This is a genomic window from Pseudomonas sp. P1_C12 (assembly GCF_056406435.1).
On sequence record NZ_JBFUAE010000003.1, the window covers coordinates 65,445 to 84,015 of the forward strand.

The 18,571-nt window shown below is 60.5% G+C and carries 15 protein-coding genes, 1 pseudogene and 1 riboswitch; of the genes and pseudogenes, 11 read left to right on the forward strand and 5 right to left on the reverse strand.

Annotated elements, in window-relative coordinates:
- The first annotated feature begins 102 nt into the window (after nucleotides 1-102).
- Genes AC1D19_RS05705 through AC1D19_RS05715 form a run of 3 tightly spaced genes read left to right on the forward strand, consistent with a single transcriptional unit; the run spans nucleotide 103 to nucleotide 1,214 of the window.
- Complete coding sequence (locus tag AC1D19_RS05705) at nucleotides 103-285, forward strand: CPXCG motif-containing cysteine-rich protein (protein ID WP_218426687.1); 183 nt, start codon at nucleotides 103-105, stop codon at nucleotides 283-285.
- Nucleotides 286-294: 9 nt separating this feature from the next.
- Nucleotides 295-555, forward strand: a complete 261-nt coding sequence (locus AC1D19_RS05710) for a putative signal transducing protein (RefSeq protein ID WP_007979315.1) — start codon at nucleotides 295-297, stop codon at nucleotides 553-555.
- A 35-nt stretch (nucleotides 556-590) separates the two neighbouring features.
- A complete protein-coding gene (locus AC1D19_RS05715; RefSeq protein ID WP_046041890.1) occupies nucleotides 591-1,214 on the forward strand; it encodes an SOS response-associated peptidase in 624 nt (207 codons plus the stop codon).
- A gap of 107 nt (nucleotides 1,215-1,321) precedes the next feature.
- Here AC1D19_RS05715 and AC1D19_RS05720 read toward each other — a convergent pair whose 3' ends face one another.
- Together AC1D19_RS05720 and AC1D19_RS05725 are read right to left on the reverse strand one after the other, a co-directional pair.
- The gene (locus AC1D19_RS05720) at nucleotides 1,322-2,164 is read right to left on the reverse strand and encodes a methyl-accepting chemotaxis protein (protein ID WP_404942363.1); all 843 of its coding nucleotides are present in this window, start codon (nucleotides 2,162-2,164) and stop codon (nucleotides 1,322-1,324) included.
- Nucleotides 2,165-2,176: 12 nt separating this feature from the next.
- Nucleotides 2,177-3,463 (reverse strand): annotated as a pseudogene (locus AC1D19_RS05725) (methyl-accepting chemotaxis protein); the annotation flags it as partial.
- 272 nt (nucleotides 3,464-3,735) lie between these two features.
- On the opposite strand from AC1D19_RS05725, the gene AC1D19_RS05730 reads away from it, so the two are divergent.
- Nucleotides 3,736-4,554, forward strand: coding sequence for a M48 family metallopeptidase (locus AC1D19_RS05730; RefSeq protein ID WP_477755329.1), 819 nt, complete (start codon nucleotides 3,736-3,738; stop codon nucleotides 4,552-4,554).
- A gap of 150 nt (nucleotides 4,555-4,704) precedes the next feature.
- Here AC1D19_RS05730 and AC1D19_RS05735 read toward each other — a convergent pair whose 3' ends face one another.
- From AC1D19_RS05735 to AC1D19_RS05745, 3 genes are all read right to left on the reverse strand, one after another.
- Entirely contained in the window at nucleotides 4,705-5,289 is a 585-nt protein-coding gene (locus tag AC1D19_RS05735) for a TMEM165/GDT1 family protein (RefSeq protein ID WP_008016665.1), read from the reverse strand.
- An 89-nt stretch (nucleotides 5,290-5,378) separates the two neighbouring features.
- Nucleotides 5,379-5,503, reverse strand: a riboswitch (yybP-ykoY riboswitch).
- Between the two features lie 39 nt (nucleotides 5,504-5,542).
- The gene (locus AC1D19_RS05740) at nucleotides 5,543-6,541 is read right to left on the reverse strand and encodes a class I SAM-dependent methyltransferase (protein ID WP_347908947.1); all 999 of its coding nucleotides are present in this window, start codon (nucleotides 6,539-6,541) and stop codon (nucleotides 5,543-5,545) included.
- Nucleotides 6,542-6,574: 33 nt separating this feature from the next.
- Nucleotides 6,575-7,540: a 2-hydroxyacid dehydrogenase gene (locus tag AC1D19_RS05745; RefSeq protein WP_477762646.1), complete on the reverse strand. Its 966-nt coding sequence runs from the start codon at nucleotides 7,538-7,540 to the stop codon at nucleotides 6,575-6,577.
- 91 nt (nucleotides 7,541-7,631) lie between these two features.
- Between AC1D19_RS05745 and AC1D19_RS05750 the strand changes: the two genes are divergently transcribed.
- From AC1D19_RS05750 to AC1D19_RS05780, 7 genes are all read left to right on the forward strand, one after another.
- Complete coding sequence (locus AC1D19_RS05750; RefSeq protein ID WP_218426697.1) at nucleotides 7,632-8,261, forward strand: LysE family translocator; 630 nt, start codon at nucleotides 7,632-7,634, stop codon at nucleotides 8,259-8,261.
- Between the two features lie 247 nt (nucleotides 8,262-8,508).
- A complete protein-coding gene (locus AC1D19_RS05755) occupies nucleotides 8,509-10,191 on the forward strand; it encodes a fatty acid--CoA ligase (RefSeq protein ID WP_477756220.1) in 1,683 nt (560 codons plus the stop codon).
- A gap of 339 nt (nucleotides 10,192-10,530) precedes the next feature.
- Nucleotides 10,531-12,432: a DUF1302 domain-containing protein gene (locus AC1D19_RS05760; protein WP_477756219.1), complete on the forward strand. Its 1,902-nt coding sequence runs from the start codon at nucleotides 10,531-10,533 to the stop codon at nucleotides 12,430-12,432.
- 28 nt (nucleotides 12,433-12,460) lie between these two features.
- Nucleotides 12,461-13,825, forward strand: a complete 1,365-nt coding sequence (locus tag AC1D19_RS05765) for a DUF1329 domain-containing protein (RefSeq protein WP_477760568.1) — start codon at nucleotides 12,461-12,463, stop codon at nucleotides 13,823-13,825.
- A gap of 176 nt (nucleotides 13,826-14,001) precedes the next feature.
- The gene (locus tag AC1D19_RS05770; RefSeq protein WP_477762647.1) at nucleotides 14,002-16,740 is read left to right on the forward strand and encodes a winged helix-turn-helix domain-containing protein; all 2,739 of its coding nucleotides are present in this window, start codon (nucleotides 14,002-14,004) and stop codon (nucleotides 16,738-16,740) included.
- Nucleotides 16,741-16,826: 86 nt separating this feature from the next.
- Complete coding sequence (locus tag AC1D19_RS05775) at nucleotides 16,827-17,468, forward strand: MBL fold metallo-hydrolase (protein ID WP_108215462.1); 642 nt, start codon at nucleotides 16,827-16,829, stop codon at nucleotides 17,466-17,468.
- A gap of 103 nt (nucleotides 17,469-17,571) precedes the next feature.
- Complete coding sequence (locus AC1D19_RS05780) at nucleotides 17,572-18,312, forward strand: YiaD family glycine zipper/OmpA-like lipoprotein (protein WP_477755992.1); 741 nt, start codon at nucleotides 17,572-17,574, stop codon at nucleotides 18,310-18,312.
- The last annotated feature ends 259 nt before the right edge of the window (nucleotides 18,313-18,571 follow it).

Consider the following 18,571-nt stretch of genomic DNA (forward strand, 5'->3'; position numbering starts at 1 on the left):
CTGATCGAAAACCGGCGGGGCACGGTCTGAAAAAGTAGCCAGACAAAAATAGCCCTGCAAATAGACCGGCGATTATACGCACAAGTCACCTGGGAGACCGCGATGCTGGAAACTGCGCAATATGAATGTCCGTATTGTGGTGAGGAAGTCGAGACCACCCTGGATCTGTCCGGCGGGGATCAGACGTATATTGAAGACTGTCAGGTGTGCTGCCGGCCGATAACCTTCGTGTTGCAGGTTCATGAAGAGGAATGGCATCTCGAAGTGTTCAGTGAAAACGACTGAGGGGCATGTATGCAACGCATCTACGATCCGGAGAACCTGATGGAAGGCGAATTGCTGCAAGGCATGCTCGCCAGCGAGGGCATCGAGGCGCATCTGGTGGGCCGTGATTTGCTCGGCGGCTCCGGGGAGTTGCCGATCTATGGCCTGCTCGGGTTGTCGGTCGAGAACGATCAGGCCGAATACGCCCGCGAGCTGATCACCGCGTACAATGCCGCGCTGCCGCTGTCCGGCGATGAACCGGACAGCTTTCCCGGCACGCTGGTCTGTTAGGCTGGCGTTCGTTTGATCAAGAGCCGTGTTGCCCCATGTGTGGACGTTATGCCCTGTTTCGCTGGAACCCCGCCTTCGCGGCGCTGCCCGGTTTTCCCGCCGACCAGCAGGCGCAGTGGAACATCTCCCCCAATGATTCGGTGTTGATGCTGCGGGCCGAACCTGACGGCCAGCGCACGCTGGCCCGCGCCCGCTGGGGCCTGACGCCGCCCTGGCTGACCGATCTGTCCCGCACCCCGGCCCACGCCCGCGCCGAAACCGTTGCCGAACAGCCAATGTTTCGCCAGGCCTTGCGCGAGCGCCGCTGCCTGTTGCCGGCCAATGGTTTCTACGAATGGCGCGGCACAACGCGCAAGCGCCCGTATTGGCTGACACCGGGGGAGGGCTCGTCGCTGTTTTTTGCGGCGATCTGGGAGGCGTATCCGGTACAGGAACAGGTTTGGCTCAGTACCGCGGTGATTACCCAGCCGGCGGCGAGCCAGCGGCGACCGTTGATTCTTGATGAGGCGGGGCAGGCCGCGTGGCTGGATCCCGAGACGCCGTTGCATGCTTTGCAAGCCTTGCTGGCCAGTGAGCCTGCCGCATTGCGCGAGCGGGTGCTGGCCAATATGGTGAATGATCCGAAGCTCAATGGGCCGGAGTGTCTGACGCCGGGTTGATGTGTTGGCTGCGCTGACGCCTTCGCTGGCAAGCCAGCTCCTACAGGGTGCTGCGGCGCAAGCAAATCCATTGTAGGAGCTGGCTTGCCAGCGAAGGGGTCCTTGAATCAAACCCTGAACTGATTGATCAACCGCCGCTGCTGCTCGGCCAGCTTGGTCAAGTCCGCACTGGCCGCACTCGACTCATCCGCGCCACCGGCCACTTCATTGGCCACCTGGCCGATGTTGATCACGTTGCGGTTGATGTCGTCCGCCACCGCACTTTGCTCTTCGGCCGCGCTGGCAATCTGGGTGTTCATGTCGTTGATCACCGACACCGCCTGAGTGATGGTTTCCAGCGCTTCGGCAGCCTTGGCCGCGTGCTGCACGCTTTCGTCCGTGCGGTTCTGGCTGTCCTCCATGACCCGCACCACATCCCGAGTGCCTTGCTGCAGTTGCTGGATCATGGCCTGGATTTCTTCGGTGGCCTTTTGCGTCTTCTGCGCCAGGTTACGCACTTCGTCGGCCACTACGGCAAATCCACGTCCCTGCTCACCGGCGCGGGCGGCTTCGATGGCCGCGTTCAGAGCCAGCAGGTTGGTCTGCTCGGCGATCCCGCGAATGGCAGTGAGGATGGCATTGATGTTTTCGCTGTCCTTGGCCAGGGTTTGCACCACGCCCACGGCGCGGCCGATTTCCACGGCGAGGGCGCCAATCGAGTTCGAGGTGTCGCGCACGATCTGCATGCCCTGGCTGGCGGCCTGGTCGGCATGGCTGGCGGCTTGTGCGGCCTGGGTCGCGTTGCGTGCCACGTCCTGGGCGGTGGCGGTCATTTCCTGCACGGCGGTGGCCACTTGATCGATCTCGGCCATTTGTTTGTGTACGCCAGTGTTGGTGCGGATGGCGATGTCGGCGGTGTGTTCCGACGAATCGCTGACGCTCTGCACCGACGTCACCACTTGGGTGATCATCGCCTGCAACTTGGCCAGGAAGGTGTTGAAGCCTTTGGCGATCGAACCCAGCTCATCGGCACGGTCGCTGATCAGGCGTCGGGTCAGGTCACCTTCGCCCTGGGCGATATCGTCGAGCATGGCCACCATTTGCTTGAGCGGACGGGCGATGCCGTGGCCCACCAGCCAGATCACCAGCAAACCGATACCGGCAATCACCAGGCCGACCATCGCCATGCCGAAGGTGTCGGATTTGCGCTGTGCGTCCAGGTCGGCCTGGAGTTTTTGCAGGTCGGCCATGACCGCATTCAGCGGCAACTGCAGCATCAGGGTCCAGCGGGCGTCGGTCTGGCCGATGCCGAACGGCAAGTACAACTCGATCCGGCCCTGGGCCTTGTCGACGGTGTAGGTGACTTCGCCGCGCTTGAGATTGGCCATGTTGGCGATCTGTTTGCTGTCGAGGATGTCGCTGACCTTCTCGCCGAATTTGCTCGGGTCCTTGGTGTAGGCAACGATCCGCCCATTGCCGCCGATCAGGGCCATTTCACCGGCACCGCTGTAGAGTTTCTGGTTGGCGCCCAGAAGCATTTCCTGGATGAAGTTCACCGACAGGTCAGCGCCGACGATGCCCTGGAAGGCACCGTTGAGCATGATTGGCTCAATAAAGGAGGCGAGCATGACGATCTTGTCGCCGACCTTATAAGGCGCCGGATCGATCACGCAGGATTTCCTGGTTTCTTTCGAGCAAAGATAGTACTCGCTGGCGCGAACGCCAGTGGACAGTGTCTTCTGGTCGTCGACGTCCACCAGTTTGTCCAGGCCCAGGGTGCCGTCGTCGTTGCGGAACCACCAGGGCAGGAAGCGCCCGTTGGCGGCGTCGATGCCGACTACCTGGGTGCCGACGTAGGCCGCATCGTTGTGATCCAGTGCGTCTTTCTCCCAACCGATATAGGTGCCGAGGATTTTCGGGTTCTTGACTACGTTTTCCTTGATCAGGCCGATCAATTGCTCGCGGCTGAGGCTCAGCGCAGGCTGGCCATTGGCACCCGGTGTGCCAATCAGGGCGTTGACCCGCACCAGTGCGCCGGCAATCAGCAGCGGTGCTTCGAGTTCACGCTGGATCTGGCTGACCTGGGTTTGCGCCAGGGACGTCAGGCGTTGTTCGATGACTTGCTCGAATTGTGCCTGGGTCCGTTCCTGGACCATGTCTTGCGTCCGGGCGCCGGAAAACAGCGCGTACACCACCAGCGCTACCACGACACTAAGGACAATGGCGCCGGCAAGGGCCGCCACGGAAAACTGGATCGATTTGAATTTCATGGTGGCTCCGCACGCGAAAGGACGTCTGCCCAGGTGTATCGGCAGGGTGTCGGGCGGGCATGAGCGCGGGCAGTTGAAATGACTGTTTTCGGGTGTTGGATGTCGTAATTGAATCAATGCACGGCGGGATGGACTGGGGGTTGTCGGCGTATGTGAAATGTTTTCTACGGCGATGAGAGCTTTGTCCGAATTGTGCGTCTTACGTCCATTGTATCTGGCGTCGACACATTTCCACGCCTAGGATACGCGGCATGTTTTCAGGGAATTTTTTGATGAACAAGATTTTGGTTGTCAGTGCACTGAGCGCAGCGCTGCTGCTCACCGGTTGTCAGTCGGTCAATACCACCAGCGGCGGTGCCGTGGGCATTGAGCGCAAGCAGTACATGTTCAGCATGTTGTCCTCGCAAGAGGTCGACCAGATGTACGCCCAGTCCTATCAGAAGACAGTGGGCGAAGCGTCCAGCAAAGGTGTGCTGGACAAGACCAGCAATGAAGCCCGGCGGGTTCAGGCGATTGCCGACCGGCTGATTGCCCAGGCACCGAACTTCCGTCCGGACGCGGCCCAATGGAAGTGGGAAGTCAACCTGATCAAGAGCGATGAACTCAACGCCAACTGCGGTCCTGGCGGCAAGATCATCTTTTACACCGGGCTGATCGACAGCCTGCACCTGACCGACGATGAAATCGCCGCGATCATGGGCCATGAAATCGCCCACGCTCTGCGCGAGCACGGTCGTGAAGCGATGTCCAAGGCTTACGGCATCGAAATGGCCAAGCAGGGCGCCGGTGCCTTGTTGGGATTGGGGCAGGACACCATGGCCCTGGCCGATACCGTGGCCAACTACGGCATGACCTTGCCCAACAGCCGCGCCAATGAAAACGAGGCGGACCTGATCGGCCTGGAACTGGCCGCCCGCGCCGGTTACAACCCGAATGCCGCGATCACCCTGTGGAACAAGATGAGCAAGGTCTCGGAAGGTGCGCCACCGGAGTTCATGAGCACTCACCCGGCGTCGTCGAGTCGTATTGCAGCGTTGCAGGCGGCGATTCCGAAGGTCATGCCTTTGTATGAGCAGGCCAAGAAGTCCTGATAGTCATGCGGTGAGGCTGCTGGCCTCTTCGCGAGCAAGCCCGCTCCCACACTGATTTCCATTGACTGCAGATTTTGTGTGCACTGGAGACCCAATGTGGGAGCGGGCTTGCTCGCGAAGAACGATAACGCGGTCTATCGACCTAAACCGTCAAACCCACCCGCTGCTCTGCATCGCCTTGTACACCGCGACAATCGCCAGGATGAAGAACGCCGACGCCGCCAGTCGACGGATCAGGGTCAATGGCAATTTGTCCGCGGCAAAGTTACCGGCCAATACCACGGGCACGTTGGCAATCAACATGCCGAGGGTGGTACCGATGATCACCAGCCACAGCTCCGGATATTGCGCAGCCAGCATCACGGTTGCGATCTGAGTCTTGTCGCCAATTTCCGCCAGGAAGAACGCAATCAGCGTGGTCAGGAACGGCCCGAACTTGCGGGCGGTGCTGGCTTCGTCGTCATCCATCTTGTCCGGGACCAAGGTCCACAGCGCCGTGGCGGCGAAGCTTGCGGCGAGGATCCAGTGCAGCATCGTATCCGAGAAGAAACTGCCGACCCAGGCACCGACTGCACCGGCGGCCGCGTGGTTGGCCAGGGTCGCGGCGACGATACCGGCGATGATTGGCCAGGGCTTGCGGAAACGGGCAGCGAGAATGAGCGCGAGCAGTTGCGTCTTGTCGCCGATTTCGGCCAAGGCAACGATTGCGGTAGGTACGAGTAGTGAATCCAGCATCAGGGGGTTTCCTAAGGGGCGGGTCGACACGGCTATGACACGTACAGCCTTCCCGCCCCGGGTAAGGTGTTCGTGTCATAGGTCTTGTCAAACCCTGCGATCCATCTGATGTGGATGCTTGGGTCGCATGCGCCATGGTCTGAGGACCAAGTATGTTGACGCATGCCGGACGAGCATGGCGCTCGTGGGAGACTACTCCCCTAGGACGGAGCGGATTCTGCCTAGGCAAAATCCATTCGGCAAGTACAAATTTCTATCCGCGCTTGGCTCGATAGATCCGGAAGCCCTGCCCTTCAGCCTTGATCGCACACACGCCAAGATGCTCTTCGATCAACGGTTGATACTTCAGGAAACTGTTCGCTACCAGGCGCAGTTCGCCACCGTTTTTCAGATGTTTGGCTGCTTTTCGCAGCAAGTTTTCAGTGGCGAAATAGTCGGTGTGCACGCCGACATGGAACGGCGGATTGCTCAGGATCGCACTCAAACCCATCGGCGCGGCATCGATTCCGTCACCGGTAATCACCTCGGCTTCCAGACCATTGGCCGCCAGGGTCAGACGGCTGCTGGCAGCGGCAAAGGCATCCACATCCAGCAAAGTGACCTGGTTGTGCGGGTAACGACGTTTCACCGCCGCCCCCAGAACCCCTGCGCCGCAACCGAAATCGAGCAAGTGACCGCTGGGCAGTTTGTCCAGATGTTCCAGCAACAGCGCGCTGCCGCGGTCCAGTCGGCCATGGCTGAACACCCCTGGCAGGCTGATGACCTTCAACGGGCCTTCGGCCAGCGGCAGTTCGTAGGTCTGCGCCAGGCTTTCCAGCGGTTTGGCTTCAGGCGCGTTGGCCACAGTGACCAGCCAGAGCTGGCAGTGTCGCGCGCTGTCGAGTTTGCGTGGCTTGCCGAACGGGTTGAGTTGTTTGGCGGCACCTTCGATGCCGCTTTTTTTCTCCCCGACCAAATACAGCTCGCGGCCGGCCAGCCGCGAGGCGAGGGCGTTGAGGATGTAGTCGGTCAGGTCCTTGGCCTTGGGCAGAAACACCACGGCGCTATCGAACTCGCGCTCCGGCGCATTCACGCCAAAATGGCTGCGCTCGGCGAAGCGGGCGTCCAGCGCGGCCTGATCGCCGGCGTGCCAGCACCAGCCATGAGCATCGGGCAGACGACCCAGTAAGTCGTCGGCGGGCAAACCGGCCAACAACACCGAACCCTGGAATAACTCGGCCTGACGAAGCAGTACTTCACTGCGCGGATCCATAACTGCTCCCGTGGAAAAAAGTGCCGCAGTTTATCAACTGACGACCCGCAGCGCCTTACCGCTGAAGTATCCCTGTGCGTTTTCGGTCACTTGGCCAACGATTCGCTGGCGCGCTTCGCGGCTGCCCCAGGCATTGTGCGGGGTGACGATCAGGCGCGGGATGTCGTGGGCCAGCAGCGGATTGCCATTGACGGGGGGCTCGACGCTCAGCACGTCAGTGGCGGCGCCGCCCAGATGCCCGTTGCGCAAGGCGTCGGCCAGAGCCTGTTCATCAATCAATCCACCGCGTGCGGTGTTGACCACGAACGCGCCGGGTTTCATTGCGGCCAGTTCACGGGCACCGATGAAGTGGCGGGTGTGTTCGTTGAGCGGGCAGTGCAGGGTGAGGGCGTCGATTTGCGGTAACAGTTCATCCAGCGGCAGACGGTCCGGCCGGGCAGGGCGTCCGGGAATTTGTCCCAGCAGCACGCGCATGCCGAAGGCTTCAGCCAGCCGTGCGACTGCGCCGCCCAATTCGCCGTGGCCCAGCAGGCCAAGGGTTTTGCCTTCGAGTTCGACAATCGGGTAATCCAGCAAACAGAACTGTTTGGCCTGCTGCCAGCGACCTTCGCCTACGGCTTTTTGATAATCGGCCAGACGCGTGGCGAGGTTGAGCAGCAGCATGATCGTGTGCTGCGCCACCGACGGCGTACCGTAGCCCTGGCAGTTGCACACGGTAATCCCGTGGGCGCGGGCGGCGGCGAGGTCGACGTTGTTGGTGCCGGTGGCGGTGATCAGGATCAACTTGAGATCAGGGCTGGCGGCCATGGTCGCGGCATCGATGACAATTTTGTTGCTGATGGCAACTGTGGCGCCCTTGAGGTGTTCAATGACTTGATCGGGCAAGGTCTGGGCGAATAGCTGCAGTTCGCTGAAACAACTGCGCAGCGGGTTGAGGTCAAGGTCGCCGAGGTCCAGGGACGGGTGGTCAAGGAAAACGGCGCGGCGAGTGTTCGTCATCAACTGTACCTTTTGTGCATTGAACTGAAGGCGTAATCTGCCGAGCCTACCAGATGAAATAAATAGATACGCTTGGCCTAAAGGAGCCCCCATGTACTGGACAGAGTTCTTGACCGTTGCCCTGATTCACCTGCTGGCCGTGGCCAGCCCCGGCCCGGACTTTGCCGTGGTGGTGCGTGAGAGTGTTACCCACGGTCGCCGCGCGGGCACCTGGACCGCGCTGGGTGTGGGGACGGCGATTTTCCTGCACGTGGGTTATTCGCTGTTGGGTATCGGCCTGATCGTGTCCCAGTCGATCGTGCTGTTCAATGCCTTGAAATGGGCCGCCGCCGCTTACCTGCTGTACATCGGTTACAAGGCACTGCGCGCGCAACCGGCCAAGCCTGTGGCGGACGATCTGCACAAGGAAGCCGGCGAGCGCACGGCCCGGGGTGCCTTCACCTCAGGTTTCGTCACCAACGGTCTCAACCCGAAAGCCACGCTGTTCTTCCTCTCGCTGTTCACCGTGGTCATCAATCCGCAAACGCCACTGGCCGTGCAGGCCGGTTACGGGGTTTACCTGGCGGTGGCGACGGCAACCTGGTTCTGCCTGGTGGCGATGCTGTTCAGCCAGCAGCGCGTGCGCGCCGGTTTTGCGCGCATGGGTCACTGGTTCGACCGGACCATGGGCGCGGTGCTGATTGCGATTGGCGTGAAGCTGGCTTTTACCGAGATGCATTGATTTCGTAGGAGCTGCCGCAGGCTGCGATCTTTTGATCTTCAACATTATTGGAATCGCCAAAAGATCGCAGCCTGCGGCAGCTCCTACACTGGGTCCAGCCGCAATCACCAAACTTCTGTGAAGGCTGGCGCAACGCCAGTATTCATGCGGCTCTGCAAATCATTCCTTTGGCTGATTTGGCTGACGATCAAGGGCACTACAGTGCGTACTTTCAGTCACGACCGTGCAGTCAGAAAAAGGGATTCTTATGTTGCAGACTCGCGTTATCCCCCCGGCCGAAGGCGCTTACCAGTACCCGCTGTTGATCAAGCGGCTGCTGATGTCTGGTGCCCGTTATGAGAAAACCCGCGAGATCATCTACCGCGACAAGTTGCGCTACAGCTACCCGACCCTGATCGAACGGGTGGCCCGACTGGCCAACGTGCTGACAGCGGCCGGGGTCAAGCCCGGGGATGCCGTGGGTGTGATGGACTGGGACAGCCATCGTTACCTGGAATGCATGTTCGCCATCCCGATGATCGGTGCGGTGATCCATACCATCAACGTGCGCCTGTCGCCGGAACAGATCCTCTACACCATGAACCACGCCGAGGACCGCTTCGTACTGGTCAACAGCGAGTTCGTCGGTCTCTACAAGGCCATCGAAGGGCATCTGACGACGGTCGACAAAACCCTGTTGCTGACTGACCTGCCGGAAAAAACCGCGGACCTGCCGAACCTCGTCGGCGAATACGAACAACTGCTGGCCGCGGCGAGCCCGCAGTACGACTTCGAGGATTTCGACGAAAACTCGGTCGCGACCACGTTCTATACCACCGGCACCACCGGCAACCCCAAGGGTGTGTACTTCACCCATCGGCAACTGGTGCTGCACACCATGGGCGTGTCGACCATCATGGGCGCGATCGATAGCGTGCGCCTGTTGGGCACCAACGACGTGTACATGCCGATCACCCCGATGTTCCACGTCCACGCCTGGGGCTTGCCGTATGTGGCGACCATGCTCGGGCTCAAGCAGGTGTATCCCGGCCGCTATGACCCGGAGTACCTGGTGGAATTGTGGCGCAAGGAGAAGGTCACGTTCTCCCATTGCGTGCCGACCATCCTGCAGATGGTCCTCAATGCCAAGGCCGCACAGAATGTCGACTTCGGCGGCTGGAAAATCGTCATCGGCGGCAGCGCCCTGAACCGTACGTTGTACGAGGCAGCCAAGGCCAAGGGCATTCAGTTGACCGCTGCGTACGGCATGTCGGAAACCGGGCCGCTGGTGTCGTGTGCGCACCTCAACGACGAATTGATGGCCGGCACTGAAGACGAACGCACCACTTACCGGATCAAGGCCGGCGTGCCTGGGCCGCTGGTGGAGGCGGCGATCGTCGACACCGAGGGCAACTTCCTGCCCGCCGATGGCGAGACTCAGGGTGAACTGGTGCTGCGTGCACCGTGGCTCACCGAGGGTTATTTCAATGAACCCCAGAAGGGCGCCGAGCTCTGGGCCGGCGGCTGGCTGCACACTGGCGACGTGGCGACCCTGGACAGCATGGGCGTGATCGACATTCGTGACCGGATCAAGGACGTGATCAAGACCGGTGGCGAGTGGATTTCCTCCCTGGACCTCGAAGACCTGATCAGCCGTCATGCGGCGGTACGTGAAGTAGCAGTAGTGGGGATCCCCGATCCGCAGTGGGGCGAGCGGCCGTTTGCCCTGCTGGTGCTCCGTGAGGGGTACGCAATCGGAGCCCGGGAACTCAAGGAGCACCTCAAGCCGTTTGTGGAGCTGGGGCACTTGAGCAAGTGGGCGATTCCGAGCCAGATCGCCCTTGTTACTGAAATTCCCAAGACCAGCGTCGGCAAACTCGACAAGAAGCGCATACGTGTCGACATCACCGAATGGCAAGCCACCAACAGCACCTTCCTCTCGACGCTTTAAGCGCCTCCTGGCGTGCCCGAAAGGGCGCGCCAGCCCCACCAAGCAAGCGCTTGGCTTGTCAAATCGAATTTTTCAGCCATCCTTGCCGTGCCGACGGGTGTCGGACTGGCGAAAGGACTGTTCCAGAGTGGCTGGCAACTGCAAATCACACTTTAGAGGGATCAAGCACTACTACCTGCTGGCTATAGTCCGTTCAAGGATTTTTAAGAACGGAGCAACCGCACGAACCGGGGCGATGCAACTTTGGAATGACTTTGGGATGCCATGGCTCCCGGTTATCCACAGCGTTTTTAGAAGTGCTCATTGCCATAAAAATAAAATGCACATGGAGTAGCGTCGATGACATCAGTAAACCAGTTCTGGCGCCGGGCGAAACTGCCCCTGGCTGTCAGTCTTGCCTCTACGCTCGCCGGGCCAGCATTCGGCGTCAGTTTCAACGTAGGTGAAATCGAAGGTCAGTTCGACTCATCCCTGTCGATTGGTGCCAGCTGGTCTACTCAGCAGCCGAACAAGAACCTCATCGGCGTCAACAACGGCGGCAAGGGTTTGTCCCAGACCTCTGATGACGGTCACCTGAACTTCAAGAGCGGGGAAACCTTCTCGAAGATCTTCAAGGGCATCCATGACCTTGAACTGAAATACGGCGATACCGGTGTTTTCGTCCGTGGCAAATACTGGTACGACTTTGAACTGAAAGACGAAAGTCGTCCGTTCAAGGACATCAGCGACGACGGTCGCAAGGAAGGCGCCAAGTCCGCTGGCACTCAACTCCTCGACGCCTTCGTCTACCACAACTACTCCATTGCCGATCAGCCAGGCTCCGTGCGTCTGGGCAAGCAGGTCGTGAGCTGGGGTGAAAGTACATTCATCGGTGGTGGCATCAACTCGATCAACCCGATCGACGTGTCGGCATTCCGCCGTCCGGGTGCCGAGATCAAGGAAGGCCTGATCCCGGTCAACATGTTCTATGTGTCCCAGAGCCTGACCGAAAACCTCTCGGCCGAAGCGTTCTATCAAATTGAATGGGACCAGACCGTCGTCGACAACTGCGGCACGTTTTTCTCCCAGCCAGACATCGTTGCCGACGGCTGCGACAACAACCTGCGCGTGCTGAACAAGCGCTCGCAAATTCCGGCCGTTGCCCTGGGGCCTTTGGCCGCCAACGGCGTCGACGTCAACGAAGAGGGTGTCCTGGTGCGTCGTGGCCCCGATCGTGATGCCCGCGACAGCGGTCAGTGGGGTGCGTCCTTCAAGTACATGTTCGATCCGCTGGACACCGAGTTCGGCGCCTACTTCATGAATTACCACAGCCGTGCGCCGATCTTCAGCGCCACCGGTGCGCCTCAGTCGGTCTACAACACTGCAGCGGGACTTCCTGGCCCGTTCGCGGCACTCGGGCCACTGCTGGTGGCAGGTAATTCGCAATACTTCATCGAATACCCCGAAGACATTCGCCTGTATGGCTTGAGCTTCTCCACCACCCTGCCTACCGGTACGGCGTGGAGCGGTGAGATCAGCTACCGTCCGAACGCTCCGGTGCAGCTCAACTCCACCGACATCCTGTTCTCCGGTGTACGTCCTTTGGGCAATAACAACCCGAACAATCCGTTGACCAATGCATCGCTGCTTACCGGCGTGCCGGGTCAAGACCTGCACGGGTATCGTCGCAAGGAAGTCACCCAGTTCCAGACTACCCTGACGCACTTCTTCGATCAGGTCATGGGCGCCAGCCGTCTGACCCTGGTGGGTGAGGTGGGCGTGACCCACGTTGGCGGCCTGGAAAGCACTTCCGACGTTCGTTATGGCCGCGATCCGGTCTACGGCCCGGGTGAGTTGCCAGCCTCTGGCGCGCTCGATACCTGCGTGGCGCTCAACACCAGCACCATCAACGGTGCCGGCCCGGGTACGCCGACCAATAACCGCAGCCGCAACTGCACCAACGAAGGCTTCACCACCCCGACTTCGTGGGGCTACCGCGGTCGCGCCATCTGGGAATACAACGACGTGTTTGCCGGTGTGAACCTCAAGCCGAACGTTGCCTGGTCCCATGACGTGAGCGGTTACTCCCCTGGCCCTGGCGGCAACTTCGAGGAAGGCCGCAAGGCGGTGAGCCTGGGTGTCGACGCCGAGTACCAGAACACCTACACCGCGAGCCTGGCTTACACCAACTTCTTCGACGGCAAGTACACCACCGTGGATGACCGCGACTTCGTTGCGCTCAGCCTCGGCGTGAACTTCTAAGCACAGTATTTTCAGGACGAACGCATAAATGAAAATAACAAAGAGTCTGTTCCACGCCGGTGTTCTGGGTCTTTCGCTGCTGGCGACCAGCGTCATCGCAGCGGTTCCTCAGGCCGAGGCCGACAAACTGGGCAAGAGCCTGACCCCGATGGGCGCCGAAATGGCGGGTAACGCCGACGGTTCGATCCCGGCCTGGAAACCGCTGCCGAAGAACGCCGGCAGCGTCGACAGCAAAGGCTTCCTGTCCGATCCGTACCCGGGTGAAAAACCGCTGTTCACCATCACGGCGCAGAACGTCGACCAATACAAGGAAAAGCTCGCCCCGGGCCAGTACGCGATGTTCAAGCGCTACCCGGAAACCTTCAAGATGCCGGTGTATCCGTCCCACCGCGGTGCCACTGTGCCGGATGACGTGTTCGCCGCCATCAAGCGCAACGCCACCAACACCAATCTGGTGTCTGGCGGTAACGGTCTGGAGAACTTTGAAACCGCCATTCCGTTCCCGATTCCGAAAAGCGGCGTGGAAGTCATCTGGAACCACATCACCCGTTATCGCGGCGGTAGCGTGACCCGCCTGGTGACACAGGCCACACCACAGCCGAACGGTTCGTTCAGCCTGGTGTACTTCCAGGACCAGTTCGTGTTCCGCGACAAGATGAAGGATTACGACCCGAAAAATCCGGGCAACATCCTGTTCTACTTCAAGCAGAAAGTGACCGCGCCGGCACGTCTGGCCGGTGGTGTGCTGCTGGTTCACGAAACCCTCGATCAGGTCAAGGAGCCGCGCTCGGCGTGGGTTTACAACGCCGGTCAGCGTCGTGTGCGCCGTGCACCGCAAGTGTCCTATGACGGCCCGGGTACTGCAGCCGACGGCCTGCGTACTTCCGACAACCTGGACATGTTCAATGGTGCACCGGATCGTTACGACTGGAAGCTCGAAGGCAAGAAAGAGATGTACATCGGCTCCGATGCCTACAAGCTCGACGATCCGAAGCTCAAGTACGCCGACATCATCAAGGCCGGTCACATCAACCAAGACCTGGCTCGTTACGAGTTGCGCCGTGTGTGGCATGTGGTTGCAACCCTGAAGGAAGGCCAGCGTCATATCTACGCCAAGCGTGACTTCTACATTGACGAAGACACCTGGCAAGCAGCGGTCATCGACCATTACGACGGTCGCGGTCAACTGTGGCGCGTCGCCGAGGCCCACGCCGAGAACTACTACGACAAGCAAGTGCCGTGGTATGCCCTCGAAGCCTTGTATGACCTGCAATCGGGACGTTACCTGGCGCTGGGCATGAAGAACGAAGAGAAGTCGGCTTATGACTTCGGCTTCACTGCCACCACCAGCGACTTCACCCCGGCCGCCTTGCGTCAGGATGGTGTTCGCTAAGGTGAACTGAGTAGAGGCCGCACCCTCTGAAAACGCCCCGACTGGTTCGGGGCGTTTTTTTTTGTTTGTAGACTTTTTGTAGCCATTTGTAGCAACTACCTTCATTCCCTATCCGTTTACGGCTAGTCTGCGGACATCTGCAACGCCGCCACCCGCAATTCAAACAAGAGCCGGCTATGACTGATTTGTCTACATCCCCAGGTTCTGCAAACATCGCCGTCGCGACACTCGACGGGCGCTTCTTCCGCCCGCCGTTGCCCGACGGCCATGTGCTGCGTCCACGTTTGTGCGAACGACTGAGTGCCGGGCTCGGCGGCAGGTTATTGCTGGTCAGCGCACCGGCAGGGTTCGGCAAGAGTTCGTTGGCGGTGGAGTTTTGTCAGGGGTTGCCGGCGCATTGGCAAAGTCTCTGGCTGGGGTTGAGCCCGCGCGACAGTGACCCGGGGCGTTTTCTCGAGCGCCTGCTGGAAGGTCTTCAGGACTATTTCCCGCATCTGGGCAGGCAATCCCTCGGGCTGTTGAAAATGCGCCAGCGCCATCAGCCGTTCGCGTTCGAAGAGTGGCTGGACGGCCTGCTTGACGAACTGGCCGTGCACCTGTCTACAGCGACGCCATTACTGCTGGTGCTGGATGATTACCATCTGGCCCAAGGGCCGGTGCTGGACCGCTGCCTGCAGTTTTTCCTCAATCATCTTCCCGATGGCTTGCTGGTGATGGTCACCAGTCGCCAACGTCCCGACTGGCATCTGGCGCGGCTGCGGCTGTCACGGCAACTACTTGAGTTGCATGAACAGGATCTGCGCCTGACCCACGACGAAGCCTTGAGCCTGCTTGATCGCCACAGCAGTTCCTTGCGTGGCGAAGCGCTGGAAAACCTGATCCAGCGCAGCGAAGGCTGGGTCGCGGGGTTGCGCTTCTGGCTGCTGGCCGCCTCCGAGGCAGGCACCGATGGCGCGCTGCCGCAATCGTTGCACGGTGGGGAAGGGCTGATCCGCGATTATCTGCTCGAAGAAGTCATCGATTGCCTGCCTGCCGACGTCCAGTCGTTCCTCTACGACACGGCACCCCAGGAACGATTTTGCAGCAAACTGTGCGACGCCGTTCGCGACGCCCATGACAGCGGGGAGATCCTGCGCTTCCTGCTTGCCCACCAGGTGTTCCTGGTGCCACTGGACGAGCATGGCCATTGGTATCGTTACCACCACCTGTTTTCCGATCTGTTGCGCACACGGCCTGCTTCCCAGTCGATGGTGCCGGCCGCCAGCCTGCACTTGCGTGCCTGCCGCTGGTTCAATGCCCAGGGATTGCTCGATGAGGCCGTGGAGCAGGCCTTGCGTGCCGGTCACCTGGACGTCGCGGCGAACCTGGTGCAGAACCTCTCCGAAGAGCAACTGCTGGCCGAGCAGAACGTCGGCATGTTGCTGCGCTGGAAAATGGACTTGCCTGACAGCTTGCTGATCAGCACGCCGCGACTGATTGTGCTCTATAGCTGGGCGCTGGGGATGGCTTGCCAGCTGGATGCCGCCGAGGAACTGGCCAGCCATTTGAGCCGTTTCCTGCCTGCGCCGTCGGCCACCGCCCAGAAGTCCATGCTCGCTCAATGGCTGGCGTTGAGCGGCATCATTGCCCGTGGGCGCGGCAACCGCGAACTGACGCTGCAGTACTGCCGCGAAGCGTTGGACAGTCTTCCGTCCAAGCGTTACGGCCAGCGCCTGATGTGCCTCTCGACCCTGTCCAACCTGGCCATTGCCGACGGTGATTTGTGGCGGGCGCGGGGGCTGAACCGCGAATCGCTGGAGCTGGCGCAACGGGTCGGCAACCCGTTGTTCGAAGCGCTGGCGCACTACGACCGCGCCCGGGTTCTGCAAGCGCGCGGAGAAATCTGTCGGGCGCTGGAGGAGGTCCGTCAGGGGATGCAACGCCTGCAGAGCTTGTCTGCGCAGCGGCTGTATGCAGTTCGAGCCCGGCTGACCTTGTATGAAGGCTTTCTGCTGGCCCTGCGCATGCAGCCGCAGGCGGCGCGGCTGCGATTGCAGGCCGGTTTGAGCGAGGCGCGCGCCTGTCGTGACATCAGCGTGCTGATCGGCCATTGTGTGATTGCCAGGCTGGAAGGCAGCAGCGGCGAGTTCGCCAAAGCCTTTGCCGAACTTGCTGAAGCTGAACGGCTCATGCACATCTGGGACGTGCCACCCATCTACTACCTGGCCATGATCACCCTGGTCAAATGTGAACTCTGGCTGGCCCAGGGGCGCACCGATCTGGCCGAAGCCTGGCTGTCGCGCCTGGGGCAGACCTATAACGGCGAAAACGGGGCGGCACCACCGGAGTTCCACCCGCAATTGCCGCTGCATATCGAATTGCAACAAGCCTTGCTCGACGTCATCCAGGGCCAACCGATGCTGGCCGAAGGGCGTTTGAATGCGCTGCTCGAACATGGCCAGCAAAGCGGCCGGCAGATGCTCAGTGCCATGGCGTTGACCCAGAAAGTGGCATTATTGCTGGGCAGCGGAAGGGAGCCGGAAGCCCGCAAGGCACTGGCTCAGGCGCTGGATGCTGCTGGCGGAGGGGTGCTGCAACCCTTTGAGGGCCTGCTGGCCGAGCATCCGGACTGGCTGCGTGGGCAACTTCAACTTTGCCCGCCAACCCCTGTTTCCCTGAGTCTCAGTGAAAAACTGCCGGCATTGGCTGCCCGTCCCGGACTGGAGTCCTGCGCGGCCGCGGAGCAGCTCAGCACGCGGGAAATGGCGGTCCTGCGATTGATCGCTCAGGGCTGTTCGAACCAGGAAATCAGCGATCAGCTGTTTATTTCCCTGCACACGGTGAAGACCCACGCCAGCCACATCAACAGCAAACTCGGGGTCGAGCGGCGGACGCAGGCGGTAGCGCGGGCGAAGGAGTTGGGGGTGTTGGGTTAAGGATTTTTCACGTTACCCATCGCGGCCATTGGCTCGATGCTCAATTGTGCGAAAATCGTTCGTCCCCGTTTATCGAGCAGGCCCCGATGTCCCAGCAACCCACCCTCATCCGCGAAACCTTCCCCGTCGGCCCGTTGCAGTGCAACTGCACGATCATCGGCGATCCGGTGACGAAAAAGGCCATCGTTGTTGATCCGGGTGGCAATCATGAGCTGATCCTGGCGCGTCTCGATGCCCTGGGGCTGAAAGTGGTCAGCATCATTCACACCCATGCGCACCTCGATCATTTCCTGGCTTCCGGTCAACTCAAGGAGAAAACCGGCGCGACCCTGCATCTGCACAAGGAAGACCAGTTTCTGTGGGACAACCTGGAAATGCAGTGCCAGATGTTCGGCGTTCCTTATACCCCGGTGCCGTCCCCGGATCGCTGGCTGGCCGATGATGAAGAACTGGCCTGCGGATGTGGCGTGGCGCTGCACACGCCAGGTCATACGCCGGGCTCCATGAGCTTCTGGTTTTCCGAGGCCAAGCTGCTGATTGCCGGTGATACGCTGTTTCGTCGCGGCGTCGGGCGCACGGATTTGTGGGGGGGCGACCAGGCCACCATCGTGCGTTCGATAAAGCAGCGTTTGTACACCCTCGACGAAGAGGCGACGGTGGTGACCGGGCATGGTCCGGATACCCGTCTGGGCGACGAAATGCGCGAGAACCCCTTTGTTCGGGGCTGATTTGTAACATTCGGAATTTTTACCCATTAACATGATCCAACGCCCGCAAAGGCTGATGCCTTGGCCCGTTGCACCACAGAATGCAAAAAAGTAGGAGCTTTACATGTTCACCACGCGTCGTTTGATTATTGTCGCTACGGCTGTGGCCGTTTTGTCCGGTTGCGCCTCGCCTAACCCTTACGGTGGTCAAGGCCAGGCTCAGGGCCAGGCGGATAGCGGCTCCGAAGGCATGAGCAAGACCGCGAAATACGGTGGCCTCGGCGCTCTGGCCGGTGCGCTGGCCGGTGCTGCGATCAACCACGATAACCGTGGCAAGGGCGCACTGATCGGTGCTGCGGTGGTTGGTGCTTCTGCCGCCGGCTACGGCTACTACGCCGATCAACAAGAGAAAAAGCTGCGCGCCAGCATGGCAAACACCGGTGTTGAAGTGCAGCGCCAGGGCGACCAGATCAAGCTGATCATGCCGGGCAACATCACGTTCGCTACCGATTCGGCGAATATTGCCCCAGGTTTCTATCAGCCGCTGAACAACCTGGCGGGCTCGCTGAAAGAGTTCAACCAGAACCAGATCGAAATCGTCGGCTATACCGACAGCACCGGCAGCCGCCAGCACAACATGGACCTGTCCCAGCGTCGTGCCCAGAGCGTGGCAACCTACCTGACCTCGCAAGGTGTCAGCGGTGCCAACCTGAGCGCTCGCGGTGCCGGCCCGGATGGCCCGGTTGCCAGCAACGCTGACGTCAATGGCCGTGCGCAGAACCGCCGTGTCGAGGTTAACCTCAAGGCGATTCCGGGCCAGCAGTATGGTGCCCAGCAACAAGGTCAGGTTCAGCAGTACCCTTGATCGTCTGATTGAACCCCAGGCGTAAAAAGGCCCGCCCGATCCTCTACAGATCGGGCGGTTTTTTTTGTCGTCAGTTCCGGCCCCATCGTCGGAACGCCGCCCGGAGCAAGTTCGCTCCCACAGGGTTCTGGGTCGACCTCGGAAACTGTGGGAGCGGGCTTGCCCGCGAAGAGGCCAGTGTGGGCAGCAGAGATACAGGATCAGAAACAAAAAAGCCCCCGGACAATTACCTGTCCGGGGGCTTTTGCGTGCGGGCCTG